This window comes from Microcella flavibacter (assembly GCF_012530535.1).
Taxonomy (GTDB): domain Bacteria; phylum Actinomycetota; class Actinomycetes; order Actinomycetales; family Microbacteriaceae; genus Microcella; species Microcella flavibacter.
The window spans coordinates 1,842,327-1,864,267 of sequence record NZ_CP051299.1 but is presented as its reverse complement, the minus strand read 5'-3'; the positions used below and the strand labels follow the sequence as shown (position 1 = coordinate 1,864,267).

Annotated in this window: 20 protein-coding genes, 2 tRNA genes and 1 pseudogene; 9 read left to right on the top strand and 14 right to left on the bottom strand. The window is 71.7% G+C overall.

What is annotated here, in order from left to right:
* Positions 1–109 precede the first annotated feature (109 nt).
* A complete protein-coding gene (locus HGB54_RS12815; protein WP_168916912.1) occupies positions 110–337 on the top strand; it encodes a cytochrome c oxidase assembly protein in 228 nt (75 codons plus the stop codon).
* A gap of 779 nt (positions 338–1,116) precedes the next feature.
* Here the strand turns inward: HGB54_RS12815 and HGB54_RS08905 are convergent.
* The 6 genes from HGB54_RS08905 to HGB54_RS08880 all read right to left on the bottom strand — a co-directional run bounded on the left by HGB54_RS08905 (position 1,117) and on the right by HGB54_RS08880 (position 4,778).
* Positions 1,117–1,398 carry a YgaP-like transmembrane domain gene (locus HGB54_RS08905; protein ID WP_016465082.1) on the bottom strand — a complete coding sequence of 94 codons (282 nt, stop codon included), beginning with the start codon at positions 1,396–1,398 and terminating at the stop codon, positions 1,117–1,119.
* Positions 1,395–1,772, bottom strand: a complete 378-nt coding sequence (trxA, locus tag HGB54_RS08900) for a thioredoxin (RefSeq protein ID WP_168916117.1) — start codon at positions 1,770–1,772, stop codon at positions 1,395–1,397. Before trxA ends, HGB54_RS08905 begins: the two co-directional genes overlap by 4 nt.
* A 45-nt stretch (positions 1,773–1,817) precedes the next feature.
* Complete coding sequence (locus HGB54_RS08895; RefSeq protein WP_016465084.1) at positions 1,818–2,183, bottom strand: rhodanese-like domain-containing protein; 366 nt, start codon at positions 2,181–2,183, stop codon at positions 1,818–1,820.
* Positions 2,184–2,208: 25 nt separating this feature from the next.
* On the bottom strand, positions 2,209–2,982 hold the full coding sequence (locus tag HGB54_RS08890) for a sulfite exporter TauE/SafE family protein (protein WP_033107195.1): 774 nt from the start codon (positions 2,980–2,982) through the stop codon (positions 2,209–2,211).
* Between the two features lie 22 nt (positions 2,983–3,004).
* A complete protein-coding gene (locus HGB54_RS08885; protein ID WP_168916116.1) occupies positions 3,005–4,417 on the bottom strand; it encodes an MBL fold metallo-hydrolase in 1,413 nt (470 codons plus the stop codon).
* A 175-nt stretch (positions 4,418–4,592) separates the two neighbouring features.
* Complete coding sequence (locus HGB54_RS08880; RefSeq protein WP_016465088.1) at positions 4,593–4,778, bottom strand: hypothetical protein; 186 nt, start codon at positions 4,776–4,778, stop codon at positions 4,593–4,595.
* A gap of 98 nt (positions 4,779–4,876) precedes the next feature.
* On the opposite strand from HGB54_RS08880, the gene HGB54_RS08875 reads away from it, so the two are divergent.
* Positions 4,877–5,161, top strand: coding sequence for a metal-sensitive transcriptional regulator (locus HGB54_RS08875; RefSeq protein ID WP_016465089.1), 285 nt, complete (start codon positions 4,877–4,879; stop codon positions 5,159–5,161).
* 162 nt (positions 5,162–5,323) lie between these two features.
* Here the strand turns inward: HGB54_RS08875 and HGB54_RS08870 are convergent.
* Together HGB54_RS08870 and orn are read right to left on the bottom strand one after the other, a co-directional pair.
* Positions 5,324–5,396, bottom strand: a tRNA-His gene (locus HGB54_RS08870).
* 36 nt (positions 5,397–5,432) lie between these two features.
* A complete protein-coding gene (gene orn / locus HGB54_RS08865) occupies positions 5,433–6,053 on the bottom strand; it encodes an oligoribonuclease (RefSeq protein ID WP_168916115.1) in 621 nt (206 codons plus the stop codon).
* Between the two features lie 78 nt (positions 6,054–6,131).
* Between orn and HGB54_RS08860 the strand changes: the two genes are divergently transcribed.
* The 5 genes from HGB54_RS08860 (at position 6,132) to HGB54_RS08840 (ending at position 11,068) form a co-directional block, all read left to right on the top strand.
* The gene (locus tag HGB54_RS08860) at positions 6,132–6,395 is read left to right on the top strand and encodes a thioredoxin family protein (protein WP_168916114.1); all 264 of its coding nucleotides are present in this window, start codon (positions 6,132–6,134) and stop codon (positions 6,393–6,395) included.
* A 25-nt stretch (positions 6,396–6,420) separates the two neighbouring features.
* Positions 6,421–6,496 (top strand) — tRNA-Arg (locus HGB54_RS08855).
* Between the two features lie 604 nt (positions 6,497–7,100).
* The gene (locus tag HGB54_RS08850; RefSeq protein ID WP_228545767.1) at positions 7,101–8,507 is read left to right on the top strand and encodes a pyridoxal phosphate-dependent decarboxylase family protein; all 1,407 of its coding nucleotides are present in this window, start codon (positions 7,101–7,103) and stop codon (positions 8,505–8,507) included.
* 29 nt (positions 8,508–8,536) lie between these two features.
* A complete protein-coding gene (locus HGB54_RS08845) occupies positions 8,537–9,760 on the top strand; it encodes a benzoate/H(+) symporter BenE family transporter (RefSeq protein WP_168916113.1) in 1,224 nt (407 codons plus the stop codon).
* Positions 9,761–9,769: 9 nt separating this feature from the next.
* On the top strand, positions 9,770–11,068 hold the full coding sequence (locus tag HGB54_RS08840; RefSeq protein WP_168916112.1) for a GNAT family N-acetyltransferase: 1,299 nt from the start codon (positions 9,770–9,772) through the stop codon (positions 11,066–11,068).
* 57 nt (positions 11,069–11,125) lie between these two features.
* On the opposite strand, the gene HGB54_RS08835 is transcribed toward HGB54_RS08840, so the two are convergent.
* The gene (locus HGB54_RS08835; RefSeq protein WP_168916111.1) at positions 11,126–13,156 is read right to left on the bottom strand and encodes a M3 family metallopeptidase; all 2,031 of its coding nucleotides are present in this window, start codon (positions 13,154–13,156) and stop codon (positions 11,126–11,128) included.
* Positions 13,157–13,273: 117 nt separating this feature from the next.
* Here HGB54_RS08835 and HGB54_RS08830 point away from each other — a divergent pair, with 117 nt between their 5' ends.
* Together HGB54_RS08830 and HGB54_RS08825 are read left to right on the top strand one after the other, a co-directional pair.
* On the top strand, positions 13,274–13,915 hold the full coding sequence (locus HGB54_RS08830) for an ArsR/SmtB family transcription factor (protein WP_168916110.1): 642 nt from the start codon (positions 13,274–13,276) through the stop codon (positions 13,913–13,915).
* Complete coding sequence (locus tag HGB54_RS08825; RefSeq protein WP_168916109.1) at positions 13,912–14,133, top strand: hypothetical protein; 222 nt, start codon at positions 13,912–13,914, stop codon at positions 14,131–14,133. The genes HGB54_RS08830 and HGB54_RS08825 overlap by 4 nt, the downstream gene beginning before the upstream one ends.
* A 26-nt stretch (positions 14,134–14,159) precedes the next feature.
* Here HGB54_RS08825 and HGB54_RS08820 read toward each other — a convergent pair whose 3' ends face one another.
* From HGB54_RS08820 to HGB54_RS08800, 5 genes and pseudogenes are all read right to left on the bottom strand, one after another.
* Positions 14,160–14,411: a hypothetical protein gene (locus tag HGB54_RS08820; RefSeq protein ID WP_168916108.1), complete on the bottom strand. Its 252-nt coding sequence runs from the start codon at positions 14,409–14,411 to the stop codon at positions 14,160–14,162.
* Between the two features lie 3 nt (positions 14,412–14,414).
* Positions 14,415–14,891 carry a GNAT family N-acetyltransferase gene (locus HGB54_RS08815; RefSeq protein ID WP_168916107.1) on the bottom strand — a complete coding sequence of 159 codons (477 nt, stop codon included), beginning with the start codon at positions 14,889–14,891 and terminating at the stop codon, positions 14,415–14,417.
* A gap of 32 nt (positions 14,892–14,923) precedes the next feature.
* Complete coding sequence (valS, locus tag HGB54_RS08810) at positions 14,924–17,512, bottom strand: valine--tRNA ligase (protein WP_168916106.1); 2,589 nt, start codon at positions 17,510–17,512, stop codon at positions 14,924–14,926.
* A gap of 130 nt (positions 17,513–17,642) precedes the next feature.
* Positions 17,643–18,893 carry an MFS transporter gene (locus tag HGB54_RS08805; protein ID WP_168916105.1) on the bottom strand — a complete coding sequence of 417 codons (1,251 nt, stop codon included), beginning with the start codon at positions 18,891–18,893 and terminating at the stop codon, positions 17,643–17,645.
* A gap of 241 nt (positions 18,894–19,134) precedes the next feature.
* Positions 19,135–21,641, bottom strand: a pseudogene (locus HGB54_RS08800) (rhamnogalacturonan lyase).
* Positions 21,642–21,941 lie beyond the last annotated feature (300 nt).

Genomic DNA, 21,941 nt, shown 5'->3' with positions numbered 1-21,941 from the left:
AGGCTTGTGCCGGCACGATCCGCGGTCCCCGCTGATGCATCCAACTATACCCCCAGGAGTATTCGAGAACAAGAGTGGATGAGCGAGGGCGGCGCCCGCCGACCCGCGTCTGTCCATCCAGGCGAGAGGCGACACGCGAGCCGTCACCGCAGCGTGTCTCAATGCCGGCGGACTGTGGCAGATCTATTCGACACCCCTGGTCGGCTGGATGCAGTCCGGTCCGCTGGTGCACGTGGCGGTCCACGCCCACCTGCTCGTCGCGGGCTACCTCCTGACAACCGCGGCCATCGGCCTCGACTCGACACCGCATCGAGCGCCTCACCTCATCCGTCGGTGACGTGCAGCCGGCGCGCAGCTCATGGCAGCTGATCGAGGCCGCGATCGTGGCGCTCTTCTGCGCGCGCTGGTACCGAGAAGCCGGACGTCATGCGTCCCGCCGGCGGCGCGGCGGTAAGCCAAGTGCGCTGAGCTCCCCGGCGGAGGGAGCCGTCACCGGAGCGGCAGGACGCCGCGGCCCGGACCGGCGATCGAGTCGCTTCAAAGAGACCGTGTCGCACCGGCGCATGCCGCGCCATCGCTCTCCGATCCGCGGTGGAGCGTCTTGGACGTGGTGTCGGAGCCGGGAGTGTTAAGGACGTCCGGACGAGCGCAGAAAGCCTCGGGCGCCATGGGGATCAGAGCCTCCGCCGATAGCCAGGATCCGTACCCGTGCAACCCTGGGCGCATGTCGATGCCGTCCCCCATTGCATGCCGCGCGCCGCGCGAGCTGAGGCAGGGGAGCTGCTGCCGCATGACGTCGCGTGGAATGCGGCCGGCGGGCTACTGCTCCTCGCCAGCGTCGCCTGGACGATCGCGCTGGCGCGCCGCGGACATCGCGCAGCATCCGCACCGCCAGCCGGAGCGGATGCGGTGACGGCATCGGATCGTGGCCGATGAACTGATCCTGCTCGGCCGCGCTGGCGGGCCGATCTGCACGCGAGCTCGCCCCGGCGTTGGCGCGAGTGCGTCTCGGCGCACTGCGCCGGAGCCCTCACCATCGGAACCGACGGCCCACGACACGTCCTCGACGACTAGCAATCGGCGAGGCAGCACGAGGGGGCGGCTGAAGCCTGCGCTCTAGCGGGGGCCTCGCTGGTCGAGCGGCTGGCGGGCTTCCGGGATGCCCAGCGTGTTGTGCTCTGCGGCGGTGGCACTGACTCGCGCGAGCAGCGATGCCGGGCACCAGCCGCGGACTGCGCCGGTGAGGAGGAGCGCAGCGCCGAGCGTGGCGGCGATGGCGAGCGGCGCGTCGTGCAGGTTGCTGAGCGCGAAAGCGCCGGTCAGCGCGCCGACAGCGGCCTGCACGACGCGTTCGATGCTTCCCGGAGCGCAGACCGGGGCGCGGCGGCGGGAAGTCACGGCGCCTCGGCGGCTGCGCGCTGCTCGGCGACCTGGCGGCGCACGTCGTCCATGTCGAGCGCGCGGACGCCGGCGATGAGGCTGTCGAGCTGGGCCTGGCCCAGCGCGCCGGGCTGCGAGAAGACGAGGATCCCGTCGCGGAAGGCCATGAGCGTCGGGATGGAGGTGATGCGGAACGCCGCGGCCAGCTGCTGCTGGTCCTCGGTGTCGACCTTACCGAACACGATGTCGGTGTTCGACGCGGCAGCTCGGTCGAAGACGGGCGCGAAGCTGCGGCAGGGGCCGCACCATGCCGCCCAGAAGTCGAGGAGCACCATGCCGTCGCCGGCGATGGTCGAGTCGATCGTTTCGAGGGTGATGTCACGGGTGGTCATGTTCGGGCTTGCTCCTTGGATACGTGTTGGTCGGATGGGCCGGCGTCAGCGCCCGATTGCGAGGCCGGTCGCCGCTGACGCGCTCTTGAGCGCGCCGAGGTCGGTGACGTCCGCGAAGCCGGCCTCGCGCATGAGCGCGACCGCCTGTGCTGACCGGCTGCCGGACCTGCAGTGGACGAAGTAGGGCGCATCAGGGTCGAGCGAGGGCAGTGCCGCGGCGAGGTCGCCGTTCGACACGTCGAGGAGGACCGCGCCGTCGAGGTGACCGGATGCCAACTCGGGCGCGGTGCGCACGTCGATGACGACGGCGTCCGCTGGAGCTGCGACGCTGCCAGGGGGCGTCGATGCGCAGCCTGTCGTGACGGCGGCGAGCGCGAGGCCGGCGAGGCCGGCGAGCTGGGTTCTGGTCATGGTGTTCTCCGGTGAGCGGTGTCGTTCAGGTGAGCGGGAGGTGGAGCGCGAGCTGCTGCACGAGCAGCGCGACGGCCACGCTGAGCACGAGCACCGCGAATCCGGTGCGCAGTGCCCGTTCGGGGATGCGGCCGGTGAGCGCCGAGCCGAGGAAGGAGCCCGCCACGGCGATTGCGGTGAACGGCAGCACCAGCGCCCAGGGGATGTCGGGGAGTGCTGGTTGGGCCGCGAGCCCGGCGAGCGATTGCATCGCGATGACGAGCAAGGATGTGCCGATCGCGGCCGACGCGGGCAGGCCGGCGAGCAGGATCAGCGCGGGGACGATGAGGAAGCCGCCCCCCGCGCCGACCAGCCCGGCGAGTGAGCCGACAACCGTTCCGAGCACGAGGACGAGGGCGATGCGCGGCCGAGCGGGCTCCGCCCGGTCGTGACGCGGGCGCCGGCGAAGCATCGCCACCGCGGCGGCGATCATCGTGCCGGCGAGCAGCACCATGAGCACGCCTGGGGGCAGCGTGCGGCCGAGCAGCCCGCCGACGAGCGCGCCGACAACACCGGCCGCCCCGAAGACTACGCCGACACGCCAGCGCACGCGGCCCGCGCGAGCGTGCTGCAGCAGTCCGAGGGCGCTCGTCGTGCCGACGATGAGCAGTGACGACGCGATGGCGGCTCGCGGCTCCACGCCGCCGACGGCGGTCAGGATGGGCACGGCGAGGATCGAGCCGCCGCCGCCCAGCAGGCCGAGGCTGATGCCGACCAGCAGGGCGAGCGCAAGAACGGCGATGGTGGCGGTCGGCGTCATCGGGCGCCTCGATCCTCGGCGGTCAGCTGGTCGCCGGCTCGCGCCCGGTTGTCTGGAGCCACCCGAGGTAGGAGCCGTCGAGCTCGACGACGTCGACGCCGGCCCGGCGCAGTGCGCTGGCGACGACGCTGTTGCGCACGCCGCTCTGGCAGTACGTCACGACGGTGCCGTCCGCGGGCAACTCGTCGAGGTGCCACAGCGCGCGGCCGCCGCTGAGGTGCGCGGAGCCGGGGATGTGCCCGTCGGCGTGCTCGGAGCTGCCGCGCACGTCGACCAGGTTCACGTCGGCGAGGCCGTCGAGCTCCTCCGGCTGCAGCAGTCGGGGCTGCACCAGCTCGAGCCCGTCGAGGGAGCGGATGAAACCGTCGACGGCGTCGATGCCGACCCGCACGAGGTGGTCGCGCATCCGCTCCGCCTCCTCGCGGTCGTCCGCGAGGAGAACGAGCGGCCGGTGCTCCGCCTCCGGATCGTAGACCCACGCCCCGTAGGTCGCGGCCTTCGCTGCGCCCGGGATGTTGAGGGAACCGACCACGGTGCCGTCGTGCACCTGCCGGCGGTCCCGAGTGTCCACCAGGATCGCGAGGTCGCGCTCCAGGAGGTGCTGCACCTCCGCAGTGGACCGCTCGGGGAGCGGTGCGCGGGGGTGGAGCACCGCGGGGCCGGTGCGGTTCTGGGACTTCATTCGGGCGAAGTACGCGTGGGCGTCGGGCTGGCCGGAGAGTAGCTCGTCGACGAAGCCTTGCTCGTCGTCGGCGGCGAGGTAGGGAGCCCACCACGAGAAGGCGCGCTCGTAGCCGACGGTCGTCGCCGCGATCGCGCCGAGCGACTTGCCGCACGCGCTGCCGGCACCGTGCGCTGGCAGCACCTGGACGTAGTCGGGCAGTGTCAGGAAGCGGTCGCGCAGGCTCGCGAAGAGTTGGTGAGCGCCCTCGAAGCGGGTGTCGACGCCGCCGGCCGCCTCGTCGAGCAGGTCCGGTCGGCCGACGTCGCCGACGAACACGAAGTCGCCGGTGAGCATGAAGCCCGACTCCTGGGCCTGCGCGCCGTCGGTCACGAGGAACGACAGGTGTTCGGGCGTGTGGCCGGGGGTGTGCACCGCTCGCAGCGTCACGTTGCCGACGACGATCTCGTCGCCGTCGTGCATCCGGTCGGCGTCGTCGAAGCCGGTGCCGTAGGTCCAGTCGGGTCCGCCCTCGTCGGAGACGTGCATGCGGGCACCGGTGCGCGCCGCGAACTCGCGGGTGCCTGAGAGGTAGTCGGCGTGGATATGGGTCTCGGTGACGTGCGCGATGCGCAGGCCGTGCTTGTCGGCCAGTCGCATGTACTCGTCGACGTCGCGGCGGGGGTCGATCACGATCGCCTCGCCGGTCGCCTGGCAACCGATGACGTAACTCGCCTGTGCGAGGTCCTCGTCGTAGATGCGCTCCAGCAGCATGATGCTCTCCTTGTTCGTCGTCGTCGTCGTTGTAGTCGTCAGCAGTGGCAGCGGTCGGCCGCCGGGACGCCCCCGAGGGCCTCCTCGACGTGCTGGCCGCATCCGGCCCAGCTCGGCTTGCCGCAGCGGTCGCAGGTGATGCGTGCGCACATGGTGATGTCCTCTCGTCAGTGGATCAGCGGCCGAACAGGCGCGCGAGGAAGCCGGGTCGCGAGGCCTTCGCCTCATCGATGTCGCGCTGCGTGTGCCGGCCGGGGCACCAGTCGGATGCCGGGACCGTGCGGCGCACGTCGTTCACGTGCTGGCCGCAGCCAGCCCAGGTCGTCTTCCCGCAGATGTTGCACTTCGCGGCTCTGCACATCTCGCCCTCCTGGCGGTGTCGATGAAGGTTGAATACCCCGGGGGGTATCCAAACTATACCCTGGGGAGTATGGTGGATGTCAACCCAGGAGGAATCCGATGAGCATCAGCCCAGACATCGTCGCGGCGCACGACCCGGAGGCGAAGCGCAAGATCGTGAATCGGCTGCGGCGCGCGCACGGCCAGCTGGCAGCCGTCATCGCTGCGGTCGAGGACGAGGCCCACTGCCGCGACGTCGTGCAGCAGCTCTCCGCAGTGTCGAAGGCCGTCGACCGGGCTGGCTTCCTGGTGGTCGCCGGTGCCCTGAAGGAGTGCCTAGCCGAGGAGCCGGGCGACGGCGAGCGCATCGACGAGCTGGAGAAGCTCTTCCTCTCGCTCGCTTAGAGATTCCGGCGGGCGTCTCCGTGCCTCGGTAAGCACGCCGAGCAAGTGTGGCCCTCGCCATGCTTTTCCCTGGTGGGCCGCCGAGGCAAAGAAATAGGGCCAGGTGCGAACTTCCTCCAAGGGTGGTCCCTTGGTCGAAAGTTCACACCTGACCCGTCTGTGGGTGAGTAACGGGACTTGAACCCGCGGCCCCCTGGACCACAACCAGGTGCTCTACCGACTGAGCTATACCCACCATGCGCCGCTCGTGGAGCGGAACCCGAGAAGTCTATTACAGACGGGGGCTCCACTTCTCCACGACCTCGGCGGCGACCTGCTGAGCGGCCTCGCTCGTCGGTCCGGGTTCGGTCGTGAAGCCGATGCGTCGGTAGTACTCGAGCTCGCGGATGGACTCGAGGATGTCGGCGAGGGCCCGGTGCCCGCCGTTCTTGGCAGGGGCGTTGAAGTACACGCGAGGGAACCAGCGGCGCACGAGCTCCTTGATCGAGGAGACGTCGACGGAGCGGTAGTGCAGATGGGCATCCACCCGGGGCATGTCGCGGGCGATGAAGGAGCGGTCGGTGCCGATGGTGTTGCCGGCGAGGGGCGCCTGGCCGGCGGTGGGGACGTGCGCGGCGATGTAGGCGAGCACGGCCTCCTCGGCGTCGGCGAGGCTGACGCCGTCGGCGAGCTCGTCGAGCAGACCGCTGGTGGTGTGCATCTGGCGCACGAAGTCGCCCATGCCCTCGAGGGCGGCGGCGCTGGGGGCGATGACGATCGAGAATCCGGGATGCACGGGCTCGAGCTCGTAGTCGGTGATGACCACCGCGACCTCGACGAGCTCGTCCTTCGTCAGGTCGAGCCCCGTCATCTCGCAGTCGATCCAGACGAGGCGCTCGGTCGTTGAATTCACGGCACCACCCTATCCGGCGCCTCCGACGGCCCCGGTCGGGGCGGACGTGCACGCAGGCGGCGCGCGTAGCCTGGGGCGGTGCGCATCGAACTCTTCACCTCGGCCTTCTGCGACCCGTGCCACCGAGCGCGCGAGGTGGTGGCCGAGGCACAGCGCCTCGTGCCCGAGCTCGTCGTCGAGGAGCTCGACGTCGCCGCCCACCAGGAGCGCGCCCTCGCCCACGGCGTCACCTCGACGCCGACGATCGTCGTGCGCCGGGCCGACGACTCGATCCTCGTCACCGCGGAGGGCGTGCCGACCCTGCCCCGGCTGCTGACGGCGCTCGCCGAGGCGAAAGGGTAGGGCTCCGGTAGCCTGGAGGCGCCTCGCCCCCGTAGCTCAGCGGATAGAGCAGGAGCCTTCTAATCTCTTGGTCACAGGTTCGATTCCTGTCGGGGGCACCAGAACGGTTCTCGTGGTGCTTCTCATCTCTTGGTCACAGGTTCGATTCCTGTCGGGGGCACCAGAACGGTTCTCGTGGTGCTTCTCATCTCTTGGTCACAGGTTCGATTCCTGTCGGGGGCACCAGAACGGTTCTCGTGGTGCTTCTCATCTCTTGGTCACAGGTTCGATTCCTGTCGGGGGCACCAGAACGGTTCTCGTGGTGCTTCTCATCTCTTGGTCACAGGTTCGATTCCTGTCGGGGGCACCAGAACGGTTCTCGTGGTGCTTCTCATCTCTTGGTCACAGGTTCGATTCCGGTCGGGGGCACCATCCGCACCTGCGCTCCTTCCACTGTGCAGGACTTCAGTGATCGATCCTCGGCGAGTTCCTGCAGAGTGGAAGGAGCGCGAGCATCGTTCCGCCACCCCGCAGGCGCGCCGTCCGCCGCGCATCGCCCCACGGCCGCGGAACCCGCCGCGCGCGCGACCGCGGCCGACCGCGCGGCCCGCGCCGCGCATCCCGATCGTTCGCCCCCGAACGGAGATCGCCTAGACTCGCGAGCGACATCGCCGTCGCCGCACATCCCGCGCGCGAGGGCGGACACCCCCACGAAGGAGTGCGGCTGTGAGCGCGAAGCGTGCCATCGACCTGACCGAGCTGCTGCCGACCGTCATGACGGGCATCGGCGATCTCAAGGCCACCTACGGCGACTGGCCCGTGCACGAGTCGACGCACGCCGACCCCGAGCAGGTGCAGTCCGTGCTCGCCGAGCTCGTCGAGCGGCTCGACGACAACTACCCCTACTTCCACCCGCAGTACGCCGGGCAGATGCTGAAGCCCCCGCACCCGGTCGCCGTCGCCGCCTACCTCGCGACGATGCAGCTCAACCCCAACAATCACTCCATCGACGCCAGCCGCGCCACCACCGCCATGGAGCACGAGGTGCTCGACCAGCTCGCCGCCATGTTCGGGTACACGCCGGAAAACGGCATCGACTACATGGGGCACCTCACTACGAGCGGCACGACCGCGAACCTCGAGGCGCTCTGGGTGAGTCGCGAGATCCGGCCCGGCAGCAGCATCCTGCACAGCGCGGATGCCCACTACACGCACTCCCGCATGGGCGAGGTGCTCGGCATGCCGACGACGGGCATCCCCACCGACGCCCGCGGGCGCATGGACCTCGACGCCCTCGAGCGCGAGCTGCAGACCGGCACCGTCGGCGTCGTCGTCGCCACCCTCGGCACCACGGGGCTCGGCGCCGTCGATCCGCTGGCCGACATCGTGCCGCTCGCCCGCCGGTACGGAGCGCGGGTGCACGTCGACACGGCCTACGGCGGGTTCTTCTCGATCATCGCCGACCACCTCGACCCCGAGACGGCGCGGCACTTCCGCGCCATCCGCGACGCCGACTCCGTCGTCGTCGACCCGCACAAGCACGGCCTCCAGCCCTACGGCTGCGGCGCCGTGCTCTTCAACGACCAGTCGATCCTGCGGTACTACCACCACGAGTCGCCGTACACCTACTTCGCCAGCACCGAGCGGCACTTCGGCGAGATCCAGCTCGAATGCTCGCGCGCGGGCGCCGCGGCCGCCGCGCTGTGGGCGACGCTCAAGGTCTTCCCGCTCACCGAGCAGGGCCTCGGCGGCATCGTGCTGCCCGGCTACCGGGCCGCGCAGACCTGGCACGGCCTGCTCGCCGACTGCGACATCCTGCAGCCCTACCAGCGCCCCGAGCTCGACATCATCACCTACCTGCCGCGGGTGCGGAGCATGAGCGAGCTCGACCGCGTCAGCCACGCCATCTTCGAGATGGCCGCCGACACGACCCGGCCGCAGCAGACCCACCTCGCCACCTACGTCGTCGGCCCCGAGCCGCTCGCCGCCCGCGGCATCGAGCTCGAGCGCGACGCCGACCACGCCCGCATCATGCGCAGCGTGCTCATGAAGCCCGAGCACGAGCCGCTCGTGCCCGAGCTGCACCACCACGTCGCGATGTGGTCGCGCCGGGCCTACGCCGCGACGCACTGAGGGCATCCGGCGCGCCCTAGGCTCGGCTCATGCTGCAGCCCATCGTCGCCGGCATCGTCGGGGCGCTCACCGGCTTCGCCAGCTCCTTCGCCCTCGTCATCGCGGGGCTGCTCGCCGTCGGCGCGACCCCCGCCGAGGCCGCCTCGGGCCTGCTCGTGCTCTGCCTCGGCCAGGCCGGCCTCGCGATCGCGCTGAGCGCGGCCTTCCGCCTGCCGCTCTCCTTCGCCTGGTCGACGCCCGGCGCCGCGCTGCTCGTCGCCGCCGAGGGAGCGGTCGGCGACTACCGCGCCGCCATCGGCGCCTTCATCGTCTGCGGCCTGCTCATCGTCATCACCGGGCTCATCCGCCCGCTCGGCCGGGCGATGACGCGCATCCCGATGCCGCTCGCCGGGGCCATGCTCGCCGGCATCCTGCTGCCCATCTGCATCGCCCCCGTCACCGCCGTCGTCGAGCAGCCCCTGCTCGCCGTGCCCGTCGTGCTGGTCTGGCTGGCGCTCGTGCGCCTCGCCCCGCGCTGGGCGGTGCCCGCGGCGATGCTCGTCGCCGGCATCGGCATCGTGATCCAGGCGAACGGCGGCTTCGAAGCAGCCTCGGCCGGCGCGCTCGCCGACGGCTCCGGGATGCCCGCCGCCTCCCTCGCGCCCGCCCTCACCCTGACGCTGCCGGCCCTCGATCCGCTCGTCATCGCCTCGCTCGGGCTGCCGCTCTTCATCGTCACGATGGCGGGCCAGAACGTGCCCGGCTTCGCGGTGCTCACGACGCTCGGGTACCCGCCGGCTCCGGCGCGGGCGGTGCTCGTCTCGAGCGGTCTCGTCACCGCGATCGGAGCCCCGCTCGGCGGGTTCGCCGTCAACCTGGCGGCGCTCACGGCGGCGCTCATGGCCGGTCCCGACGCGCATCCCGACCGCGACCGCCGCTGGATCGCGCCCGTCGCGGGCGGCGTCGTCTACGTGCTGCTCGGCCTGAGCGCGGGCGCGGCGACGGCGCTCGTCACGGCGGCCCCGCCCATCCTCATCATCGCCGTCGCCGGGCTCGCCCTGCTCGGCGCCCTGACGACCGGCCTCGTCGCGGCCTTCGAGGCCCCCGAGACGCGCCTCACCGCGGCCGTCACGCTCGTCGTCGTCGCCTCGGGCGTCGTCGTCGCGGGCGTCGGCAGCGCCTTCTGGGGGCTGCTCGTGGGGGCCGTCGTGCTGCTCGTCACCCGAGCCCGCCGGCCGCGCAGCACCGGAGACGCCGAGGCTCCGGCTCGATAGCCTGGCGGCATGGACGAGCTCTTCCGCACGCTGCCCGCCGACACCGACTCCCGCGAGGCCCTCGCCGCGCGGGGCCTGCGCTACGAGGTGGTCGGCACCGACCCGGACGAGCGCGACGCCTTCTCGCAGGCGGTGAACCGCGGCTTCTACAGCGCGATCGCCGAGGCCGAGGAGCTCTACGAGGCGCGCGAGGGCTTCGCGGACCGCCGCACGACCGCCGTCTGGGACGCGACCGCCGTCGAGCCCGAGACGCCGGTCGCGACGGTCGACAGCTGGCCCACCCCGCTGACGGTGCCGGGCGGCGGCAGCCTTCCGGCCTGGGCGATCAGCGCCGTGACCGTCGCGCCGACGCACCGCCGTCGCGGCATCGCCCGCGCCCTGCTCGAGGGCGAGCTGCGCACGGCCCGGGCGCTGCGTCTGCCGATCGCCGCGCTCACCGTCTCGGAGGCGACGATCTACGGCCGCTTCGGCTTCGCCCCCGCGGCCTCGGCCGTCGACCTCGTGATCGACACCCGCCGCGCGGTCTGGACGGGCCCGCAGGCGGCCGGTCGCGTGCACTTCGTGCAGCGGGATGCTCTGCGCCCGCTCGCCCCCGGCATCGAGCAGCGCGCCCGCGTCGCCGGCGACGTCGACCGCTGGCCCGGCTACTGGGACCGCCTGCTGGGCCTGCGCGCCTCGCAGGCGAAGAAGGCGGCCGACGTGCGGGCCGTGCGCTACGACGACGAGCACGGCGAGCCGCAGGGCTTCGCCCTGTACCGGGTGAAGGAAGCCGGCCACGACTTCTCGCGCCACACGATCGAGGTCGTCGACCTCGTCGCCGCCACGACCGACGCCTACGCGGGCCTCTGGCGGTACCTGCTCGAGCTCGATCTCGTGCACGAGATCGCGGTGGGGCTGCGCAGCGTCGACGAGCCCCTGCGCTGGATGGTCGCCGACCCGCGGGCCGTGCGCACCCGGGCGCAGTCCGATCACCTCTGGACGCGCATCCTCGACGTCGCCGTCGCCCTCGAGGGCCGCACCTGGCAGACGGCGGGTGAGATCGTTCTCGAGGTGAGCGACCCGCTGGGCTTCGCCGCGGGCCGGTTCCGGCTGGCGGTCGACGAGGCGGGGCGCGCGACGGTGACGACGACGGATGCTCCCGCCGAGGTGGCCCTCGACGCGGGCGCCCTCGCCGCCGTGCACCTTGGCGGCACGAGCCCGCTGACGCTCGCGGCCGCCGGGCGCGCGTCGGGCGCCCCGGAGGCACTGGAGCGCCTGCACGCCCTCGCCGTGACGCCGCTCGCCCCGCGCCTCAGCTTCTGGTTCTAGTCGCGCGCCGCGCCGGCGCCGGGGGAGCGCCCCCGGCCCCGGCGCCCCGCGCCCGGCTCAGGCCGCGAGGCCGCGCCGCTCGAGCAGCGGCTCGATCACCGCGTCGCGCCCGCGGAACGCCCGGTAGGCCTCGAGCGGGTCCTGCTTGCCGCCGATGCCGAGCACGTACTGCCGGAACCGATCGCCGTTGGCCCGGGTGAGCCCGCCGTTCTGCTCGAACCACTGCACGGTGTCGGCGTCGAGAACCTCGCTCCAGATGTACGAGTAGTAGCCGGCCGAGTAGCCGCCCGAGAAGGTGTGGGCGAAGTAGCAGCTCGAGTACCGGGTCGGCACCGCCGGGTCGTCGAGCCCGACAGCGGCGAGCGCGTCGCGCTCGAAGGCGGCGACGTCGGTCACGGCGTCCGCCTCGGCCGACGAGAGCCGGTGCCAGGCCTGGTCGAGCAGCGCCGCGGCGAGGTACTCGCTCGTCGCGAAGCCCTCGCCCCAGGTCTGCGAGGCGCGGATGCGGTCGATGATGCCCGCGTCGATGGGCTCGCCGGTGCGGTGGTGCACGGCGTAGTCGTTGACGATCTCGGGCCAGAGCATCCACATCTCGTTGACCTGGCTGGGGAACTCGACGAAGTCGCGGTACACGTTCGTGCCCGTGAAGCTCGGGTAGACGACGCGGGCGAAGAGGCCGTGCAGGGCGTGGCCGAATTCGTGGAAGAAGGTGTTCACCTCGTCGAAGGTCAGCAGAGTCGGCTCGCCCGCGGCGGGCTTCGAGACGTTGAGGTTGTTGACGACGATCGTGGGGTGGTCGAGCAGCTCGTTCTGGCCGATGAGCTCGTTCATCCAGGCGCCGCCGCGCTTCGTGTCGCGCGTGTAGAGGTCGAGCAGGTAGAGGCCGAGCTCTGAGCCGTCCTCGTTGCGCACCTCGAAGACGCGCACGCCCTCGGTGTACCCCTGCAGGTCGCGGCGCTCGCTGAAGGTGATGCCGTAGACCTTGGTCGCGGCGGCGAAGACGCCCTGCTGCAGCACCCGCTCGGCCTCGAAGTAGGGCTTGAGCTCGCTGGTGTCGACGTCGAACTCGGCCTTGCGCACCTTCTCGCTGTAGAAGGCCCAGTCGTGCGCCTCGATGGGGTGGCCGGCCAGCTGCTCGAGCTTCTGCTTCTCGGCGCGGGCGTTGCGGGCGGCGGCCTGCGCGAGCGGCTCGAGCATCGCGGCGACGCGCTGCGGCGTCCTCGCCGTCTGGTCGGCGGTGATGAAGTCGGCGTGGCTGGCGAAGCCGAGCAGCTCGGCTCGGCGGGCCCGCAGCCGCACGATCTCGAGCAGCACGTCGCCGTTGTCGTGGGCGTTGCCGCGCGCCGCCCGCTGACGGGATGCCCGCATGATGCGCTCGCGCACCTCCCGGTTCGTCAGGCTCTCCAGAACGGGGTGCCCGGTGGGCAGCACGAGCGTGATGAGGTGCTTGCCCTCGAGCCCGCGGTCGGATGCCGCCTGGGCGGCGGCCGAGATCTCGCCCTCGCTGAGGCCGTCGAGCTCGTCGACCGAGTCGATGACGACGGCGAGGTCGTTCGTGTCGGCGAGCAGGTTCTTCTCGAACTTGGTCTGCAGCACCGAGAGGCGCTGGTTGAGCTCGGTGAGGCGCGCCTTCTCCATCTCGTCGAGGCTGGCGCCGGCGAGGGTCATGCGCGTGAAGCGCCGCTCGACCAGGTAGCGCTGCTCGTCGTCGAGACCCAGCTCGTCGAGGTGCTCGTGCAGGTGGCGGATGCGCGCGTACAGCGCGCCATCCAGCTCGATCGCGTCCTCGTGGCCGGCGAGCTGCGGAGCGAACTCCTCCTCGATGGCGGCGACGGCGTCGGTCGAGTCGGCGGAGGACTGGTTGAAGAAGACGCGCAGCACGCGCATGAGGGTCTGCCCGCTGCGCTCGAGCGGCACCATCGTGTTCTCGAAGGTGGCCTCGGCGGGGTCGGCGGTGATCGCGTCGATCTCGGCGCGCTGCTCGGCCATGCCCTGCGTGATCGCAGGGGCGTAGTGCTCGACGGCGATGTCGGCGAACGGCGGCAGCTGGTACGGGAGGGTGCTGGGGGAGAGGAAGGGGTTGCTCATGCGGCCAGCCTAGGCCGGGCGGCCGACGCGGGGCCGGGCGATGCACAGGAGTCTTTGCAAAGAGCACGTTGCAAAATAATGCTTGCAAAGAAATCTTTGCAGAGATACCTTTGCATCATGTCCCCGAACCCCGAGTCGCACGCGCCCGACCTCGACGGCCTCAAGGCCCTCGCCCACCCGCTGCGCGTGCAGATCATCGAGGCGCTGTCGACCTACGGGCCGCACACCGCGAGCGGCCTGGCCGCGCGGCTCGGCGAGTCGAGCGGGGCGACGAGCTACCACCTGCGCCAGCTCGAGAAGCACGAGTACGTGCGCGAGGTCGCCGATCGCGGCACCGGCCGCGAGCGCTGGTGGGAGCGCCGACCCGGGCCGATCCACCTCGGCGGTCCCGGCACGGACGACTCGGAGGCGGGCAAGCAGGCCTCCCGGCTCATCATGCGCGAGTGGCTGCACCACCGCGAGGCGGCCGTGCGCGACGTCATCGAGCGTGGCACGGACGTGCTGAGCGCCGAATGGGCCGATGCCCTCGCGCTCGAATCGGCGAGCGTGCACGTCACCGCCGAGCAGCTCTCCGCCTTCAACGAGAGCATCAACCGACTCATCACCGAGTTCGCCACCGCGCACCGCGGCCAGCGCATCCCCGGATCGCGCCCCGTGCAGCTGCAGTACTTCGGCTTCCCCGTCCTCGACGGGGACGAGGTGCCGCCTGCCGATCCCTCCGATCAGTCCGACCCCTCCGCCGAGGAGCCCCGCGCATGACCACCCTCACCATCACCCTGCCGGCGACCCGCCGGTCCATCGTCCGGCCGCTCGGCCGCCGTCTCGCCCTCGCCGTCGGCATCGCGCTCGTGCGCTGGTCGCGCGCGGCGGCCGTCGACGCGACCTCCGGCGCCCACGCCGACCAGCAGCGGGCGCTCGCCGCTCAGCGCGCGACCGAGCGCGCGCGGAGCGTCATCCGCTACGGATACACCCAGTAGCGGCGGCGACGAGGCGCGCGCGGCGCTCAGTGGTGCGCCGCGGCGTCCTCGTCGTCGAGGTTCGCGATCGCGACCGTGCCGTCGTGCCCGGTGCGGATGACCGTGCCGTCGTCGAGCTCGACGACCGGGCGGCCCTCCAGCCAGCTGAGGGTCCAGCGCCACTGGGTCGTATCGCGCCCCAGCAGCTCGCCCTCCACCTGGCGGATGGCGGCGTGCACGGCGCTGTCGAGGCGTGCGGGCGGCTCGGCGCCGACGGCCCAGCGGGTTCCGATCTGCATGGTTCAGCACTCCCTCTCGTAGGTGACCCAGCGGGTGCGGGTCGCGATGCGGTCGTAGACGCGCTGCGCGCGGTCGTTGTCGTCGGCGGTGATCCACCGCAGGGTTCCGCCGCCGGCCGACCCGGCCTCCGCGGCGACCGCCTCGACGAGCGCCGTCGCCGCGCCCGCGCCGCGATGCGCCGGGTCGGTGTAGAGGTCGTCGAGGAACCAGCCGGGGTGGGCCGTGAAGGTGTCGGGCTGCGCGCGGAAGTGGGCGAACCCGACGACCTCGGCGCCGAGCACCGCGACGAGCGCGCGCTGCGGGTGCCGGGCATCCATCAGCCACGCCCAGACGCCGTCGAGCACCTCGGGGGCGAAAGCCGTCTCGTAGAACGCGCCGTAGGCGAGGAAAAGCCGCTGCCAGTCGGCGCGGTCCTCCGGCGCGATCGGGCGCACCGTCGGTGCCCCGGTCGCGCTCGTCGTCGGCGTGCTCTCGCTCATGCGCACAGTCTGCCGCACGGGCCCCGACCCGCTCAGCCCTCCGGCTGCTCCGCCAGCTCGATCTCGAGCACCGAGACGCTCTCGGCCTCGACGACGTCGAGCACCTCGATGCGCCCGACGGCCTTGAGGTCGCTCGCCGCCTCGGCGAGCAGCATCGGGCCGGCCACGACGGCGCGCGCCACGGGGGTCTTCTGCGAGGCCTTCGCGTCGGTCTTCGCGCGGCGGATTCCGATGAGCGCCTGCGAGACGAGCGGCAGCAGCCCCGTGGGGGAGTCGGAGCCGAGCTCCTCGACCGTCGGCCACGCGGCGGTGTGCACGCTGCCGGCGTGGGTCCAGCTCCAGACCTCCTCCGTCGCGAAGGGGATGACCGGCGCGAGCAGCCGCAGCATGACATCGATCGCCCGCCGCAGGGCGGTGACCGCGCTCGCCTGGCCGCCCTCGGCATCCCCCGCGTCGCCCTGGGTGGAGCCGTACGCGCGCTCCTTGACGAGCTCGAGGTAGTCGTCGCAGAAGGTCCAGAAGAACTGCTCGGTCACCTCGAGGGCGCGGGCGTGGTCGTACTCCTCGTAGGCGCGGGTGGCCTGGCGCACGACGTCGGCGAGCGTCGCGAGCATGTCGCGGTCGAGCGGGTCGGTGACGGTCGCGCCCTCGCCCGCCTCGGGGAACGAGTAGACGAACTTCGCCGCATTGAGCACCTTGATGGCGAGGCGGCGGCCGATCTTCATCTGCTTCGGGTTCTGCGGGTCGAAGGCGGCATCGGTGCCGAGGCGCGAGGAGGCCGCCCAGTAGCGCACCGCGTCCGAGCCGTGGGTCTCGAGCATGGCGGCGGGCGTGACGACGTTGCCCTTCGACTTCGACATCTTCTTGCGGTCGGGGTCGACGATGAAGCCCGAGACGCCGGCGTTCGTCCACGGAACGCTGCCGTGCTCGAGCTCGGCGCGCAGCACCGTCGAGAAGAGCCAGGTGCGGATGATGTCCTGACCCTGGCTGCGCAGCGAGTACGGGAAGACCAGGCCGAACAGCTCGGGGTCGTCCTCCCACTTGCCGGCGATCTGCGGGGTGAGGCTCGAGGTCGCCCAGGTGTCCATGATGTCGACCTCGCCGACGAAGCCGCCGGGCTGACCGCGCTGGGCCTCGTCGAAGCCCGGCGCCGGCATCGAGGCGGGGTCGACCGGCAGCATGCTCTCGTCGGGCACGATCGGCTCGCCCGTCTGCTCGCCGTGCTCGTCGAGGCGGTACCAGACCGGGATGGGCACGCCGAAGAAGCGCTGGCGCGAGATGAGCCAGTCGCCGCTGAGGCCCCCGACCCAGTTCTCGTACCGCACGCGCATGAAGTCGGGGTGGAACGCCACCTCGCGGCCGCGCTCGAGCAGGCGCTCGCGCAGCCCGCCGTCGCGGGCGCCGTTGCTGATGTACCACTGGCGGGTGGTGACGATCTCGAGCGGCTTGTCGCCCTTCTCGAAGAACTTCACCGGGTGCGTGATGGCGCGCGGCTCGCCGATGAGGTCGCCCGACTCGCGCAGCAGCTCGACCGTGCGGGCCTTCGCGCTGAACACGGTCTTGCCGGCGAGCTCGGCGTAGACGGCGAGCGCCTCGCCCTCGATGCCCTCCGGCGCCTCGGCGAGGATGCGGCCGTCCTTGCCGAGGATGGGGCGGGTCGGCAGGTCGAGCTCGCGCCACCAGACGACGTCGGTGACGTCGCCGAAGGTGCAGACCATGGCGATGCCCGAGCCCTTGTCCTTCTGCGCGAGGTGGTGGGCGACCACGGGCACCTCGACGCCGAACAGGGGTGTGCGCACCGTGGTGCCGAAGAAGGGCTGGTAGCGCTCGTCATCGGGATGCGCCACGAGGGCCACGCAGGCCGCGAGCAGCTCGGGGCGCGTCGTCTCGATGTCGATCGTGCCGCCCTCGGGGCGGTGGAAGCTCACCCGGTGGTAGGCCCCGGGCATCTCCTTGTCCTCGAGCTCGGCCTGCGCGACGGCCGTGCGGAACGTGACGTCCCACAGCGTCGGCGCGTCGGCGCGGTAGGCCTCGCCGCGGCCGAGGTTGCGCAGGAACGCGCGCTGGGCGGCGCGCTGGGCGTCGTCGCCGATGGTGCGGTAGGTCTGGGTCCAGTCGACGCTGAGGCCGAGGGTGCGCCAGAGATCCTCGAACTGCTTCTCGTCCTCGACGGTGAGCTTCTCGCACAGCTCGATGAACGTGCGCCGGCTCACCGGGATCTGGTCGGCGGCCTTCGCCGAGCGGTTGTCGCCGCCCTCGAAGGGCGGGGTGAAGTCGGGGTCGTAGGGCAGCGAGGGGTCGCAGCGCACGCCGTAGTAGTTCTGCACCCGGCGCTCGGTCGGCAGCCCGTTGTCGTCCCACCCCATGGGGTAGAAGATGTGCTGCCCGCGCATGCGCTGGAACCGCGCGGCGAGATCCATGTGGGTGTAGCTGAACACGTGCCCGATGTGCAGCGAACCGGACGCCGTCGGGGGCGGGGTGTCGATCGCGTAGACGCAGTCGGCGCCTGCCGCGAGCGCGGCATCCCGATCGAAGCGGTAGGTGCCCTGCTGCTCCCAGCGGGAGCCCCAGACGGTCTCGAGGCCCTCGAGGGCGGGCTTCTCGGGGATGGCGTGGCTCATGGGCGGGGCTCGACTCTCGCTATGTGCGGCACCGTGTCAGCGGAAGGGGTGCCTGAGTGTGGGATGCCCTGCCATCGTACCGGCGCCGGGCGGGCCGCTCCGCGGGGGAGCGGCCCGCCCGGGGCGCGGCTCAGTCGAGCGGCACGCCCGCGTCCTCGTCCTTGTCGACGCGCATGCGGATCGCCACGAGCGAGGCGACGAGCGTGATGAGCGACATCGCGGCGAGCACGATGCCGGGGTGCCACCAGGCGTTGCCGGTCTGCTCGCCGAGCACCGCCGTGAGCCCGGGCACGAAGCCCGCGACCGCGGCCGACAGCGCGTAGGCGAAGCTCAGCGCCGAGTAGCGGTAGCGCTCGTCGAAGAGCTCGGTGAAGATGCCGCCGAGGGCCGCCCAGCTCATCGTCGGCAGGATGCCGCCGATCACCATCATCGCCACGAGCACGCCGAAGTCGGCGAACTGCAGGAAGTAGTAGAGCGGGAACGCGACGAGCAGGGTGCCGAGCGCGCCGATGGCGACGACCATGCCCGATCCGATGCGCGTCGCCCACGCCCCGAACAGCGGGATGGTGACGAGCTGCAGCAGCCCGCCGATCGTCGTCGCGATGAGCAGCTGGTAGTAGTCGAAGCCGAGCACCGCGTTGCCGTAGTTCAGCGTGTAGGTGTTCATGAGCGAGTACGAGCCGATGCCGAGCAGGGCCACGCCGATGGCGACGACGACCGCGGTCGGCTGCGCGCGCAGCAGGGCCGCGATGGGCACCTTCGGGCGGCGCTGCGCCTTCTTGACGCTCTCGAACACCGGGGTCTCAGTCACGGCGAGCCGCAGGTACAGCGAGACGGCGAGCAGCGGGATGGCGGTGAGGAACGGGATGCGCCAGGCCCACTCGGTGATCTCGGCCGAGGTGAGCGACAGCGTCAGCCAGATGAAGGCGACGGCGGAGAGGATCGAGCCGATGGGGGAGCCCAGCTGCGGCATCGCGGCGGCGAAGGCGCGCTTGGCGCGGCTCTCGTGCTCGGTGGCGATGAGGATCGCCCCGCCCCACTCGCCGCCGAGCGAGATGCCCTGCACGAGGCGCAGCAGGATGAGCAGCGCGGCCGCGAGCCAGCCGACCTGGTCGTAGGTGGGTAGCACGCCGATGAGGCCCGTCGCGACGCCCATCATCGTGATCGTCACGATGAGCGTGCGCCGGCGCCCGAGGCGGTCGCCGAGGTGGCCGAAGATGATCGCGCCGATGGGGCGGATCACGAAGGCGACGCCGATCGTCAGCAGCGCCGCGATGTCCTCCCCGACCTCGCCGAAGCCGGAGAAGAAGAGCGGGCCGGCGAAGAAGGCCGAGAAGTAGGCGAAGAGGTAGAAGTCGTACGACTCCAGGGAGGTCCCCACGAGGGAGGCCCATCGCGCACGACGTGCGATGCGGGGATCGGAGGGGGCGGGCAGGGTCGCGGAGGAGGCCTGCGTGGTGGGCGCTTTGCCACGCTGTTCAGTAGTCACAAGTCGGTAAGCGTAGTCGCGCGCCGCGCTATTCCCGCCCGTGCGCTGCCGCGGATGATCACGCGCGGATGATCACGCGCGGAGGGCGCCCGCGGCCGCAGCCCCGAGCGCCCTTCGACGTCGATCCGGTCGATCAGCCCTTCGTCGGTCCGCCCTTCCCCGGGAAGAAGTCGTAGCTCCACGCGGTGGTCGAGCCCTCGGCGATGACGCTCCAGCGGTCGGCGGCCTCCGCCGTCACCTCGACTTCGGCATTGCCGGGCCGGTACGTGCCCGGCTCGACGACCTCGCCGTCGACGCGGTAGACCGCGCCGTCGACCGCGGGGATCGTGTAGCGGTCCTGCCCGACGCCCGGCCGGTCGACGATCTCGACCTCGGCCGGGGTCACGACGGTCGTGTAGACCGGCACGTCCTCCCAGCGGGTGTCGCTCGCCAGCAGGTACGAGGTGTACGAGGGCTGGTTGTAGGTGGTGTTCTGCCGCGCGACCTCGGCCCGGTACTGCGGCTCGTGCATGAGGGTCGTGAGCTTGCGGTCGGTGACCTCGGTGCTGATGTAGATGCGGATCTCGCTCGAGTCGGCGCTGCGCACGAGCAGCTCCTCGCGCCAGTCGCCGAGCACGTCGGCGACGAGGCCGGGGTTGCCCTTCGTGCCGTTGTTCGTGCGGGTGCCCGTCGCGGTGAGCAGGCGTCCGCGCGTCCAGTCGTCGATCACGGCGTCGCCGTTCCCGCTGCCGCCGACGATCTGCGTCGTCATGTCGGCCGACCAGCGGATGCTCTGGTTCGTGCCGGGCAGCCGCGACCCGAGGTCGGTGCCGTCGGCGGCGCGCAGGCGCGTGGCCCAGGTCTCGAGGCCCGGCTGCGAGACGTCGACGTCGCCGATCATGCCGCGCCCGGTGTCGCGGCCGGTGTACTCGCCGTAGATGACCTCGCCCGTGGCCGCGTCGCGCAGCGCGTAGCCGTAGGGGGCGCCGGCGCCGCCCTCGTGCACGGTGAAGATCTCGAGGCCCGGACGGTTGGGGTCGATGTCGGTCACGTGCATGGCGTCGCCGTGGCCGAGCCCGGCGAGCGTGCCGGGGGAGGCGCTGCCCGCGGGCAGCACGTCGGCCGAGCTGTAGAGCAGCGAGCCGTCGTCGTCGATCGTCGAGGCGCCGTAGACGAGCTCCTGGCGGCCGTCGGCGTCGACGTCGGCGACGCTGAGCGAGTGGAAGCCCTGCGTGTTGAGCGAGCCGAACTCCGGGTCGGAGCCCGCGCGACCGTGCGGGGCGTCGTTGAAGGGGTTCGACATCGGCGTGTGGCCGCTGTCGACGAACCAGCGCTGGCTGAGCTCCTCGCCGTCCCAGTCGTACGCGGCGATCGTCGTGCGGGTGTAGTAGCCGCGGGCGAAGATCGCCGAGGGGGTGGAGCCGTTCAGGTAGCCGACACCGGCGAGGAACCGGTCGACCCGGTTGCCGGGCTCGATGCGGCTGTAGGCGTAGTCGCCCCACTCGAGGCCGTCGTCGCCGCGGCCGGGCTCGTAGTCCTCCGTGGCGAGCTCGGCGCCGGTCAGGCCGTCGAACACCGTGAGGTACTCGGGCCCGTCGAGGATGAAGCCGTCGAACTCGCGCAGGCGGTTGTTGCCGCTGCGCGAGGGCGCGTAGACGTCGATGAAGTAGTCGACGAGCTCGGCGGCGTCCGCGTCCGACAGCGGGTACTCGTAGCGGTTCTCGATGCCGAGGGCCGCCTCGATCGTGGCGGGCCAGTCGCCGTTCACGACCTCGGGATGCTCGCTCCAGCCCGCGAAGACCCCCGCGAGCCGCTCGGCGTACTGCGCCGCGCTGAGGCGGTAGTCGTCGGCGTGGGTCACCCCGGCGTCGACGTCGCGCTGCGGCAGCGTGATGAACGACTCCTCGCCGCCCACCACGGTCTTCGTGCCGGGCGCCGTCTTCATCATGATCTCGGCGCGGCCGTCGCCGTCGAAGTCGAAGACCATGACCTGCGTGTAGTGCGCCCCCGAGCGGATGTTCACGCCGAGGTCGATGCGGTGCAGCAGCTCGCCCTCCGCGGTGTACGTGTCGACGTAGGTGCTGCCGGTGTAGCCGCGCTGCGAGACGTCCTTGGCGTTGGAGGATCCCACTTGACGACGTACTCGTACCGCCCGTCGCCGTCCATGTCGCCGACGCTCATGTCGTTCGCGGAGTAGGTGTAGTCCTCGCCGAGCGGGGTTACCCCGTCGGCGGGCTTCTGCAGCGGCAGGCTCGCGTAGGGCTGGGCGAGTGGCGTCGCGGGCTCGGAGGCGCTGCCGACCGCGCCCTCGAGCACGGGGGTGACGGTGTAGCTCGATGCCGCGGTGCCGCCGGCGTCGAGGTGGTTGGTGCTGTCGGTGACGGTGGCGATGAGCTCGCCGTCGCGGTGCACCTGGAAGTCGGCGCCGAGCATGCCGCTCTCGCCGGCGCCCGTGGTCTCCTCGGCGAGCAGGCGCCAGCTGAGGTGGATGCCGCCGGGGGTGCCGACGGCGACGAGCCCGCGGTCGAGCAGCTCGAGCTGCGGGGCCGTCGAGGCGGCGGCGGGGCCGCCCTCCTCGGCCACGGCGACGGTGGGGGCGAGCAGCGCGAGGCCGAGGCCCAGGGCGCAGCCCGCGGTGAGCAGGGGGGACGTTCGATTCATCGTTGAATCCTCCGGTGGGGTGGGATAGCGTTTTCCCGCGTCGACACCGTAACCCCCGCGAACGGGGGTGGTCAAGGCGTTCCACTGCGGCTTCACCGAGGCGCCGGCGGTGCCTCCGGCGTGCGCGCGCCCGGCCCGCGAGCCGGGTAGAATCGGGCGCGCATCGATCCGGCCATCACCGGGGAGCACTCGGAAGAACCCCTCCCTCGGGCGGGCAGTAGACCCGAGCGGGGCAGGCCCGTCACAGCCGCAGGAGAGAGGCGGAGCATCCATCGTTCGGATGCCCCGCAAGCGGGGTGG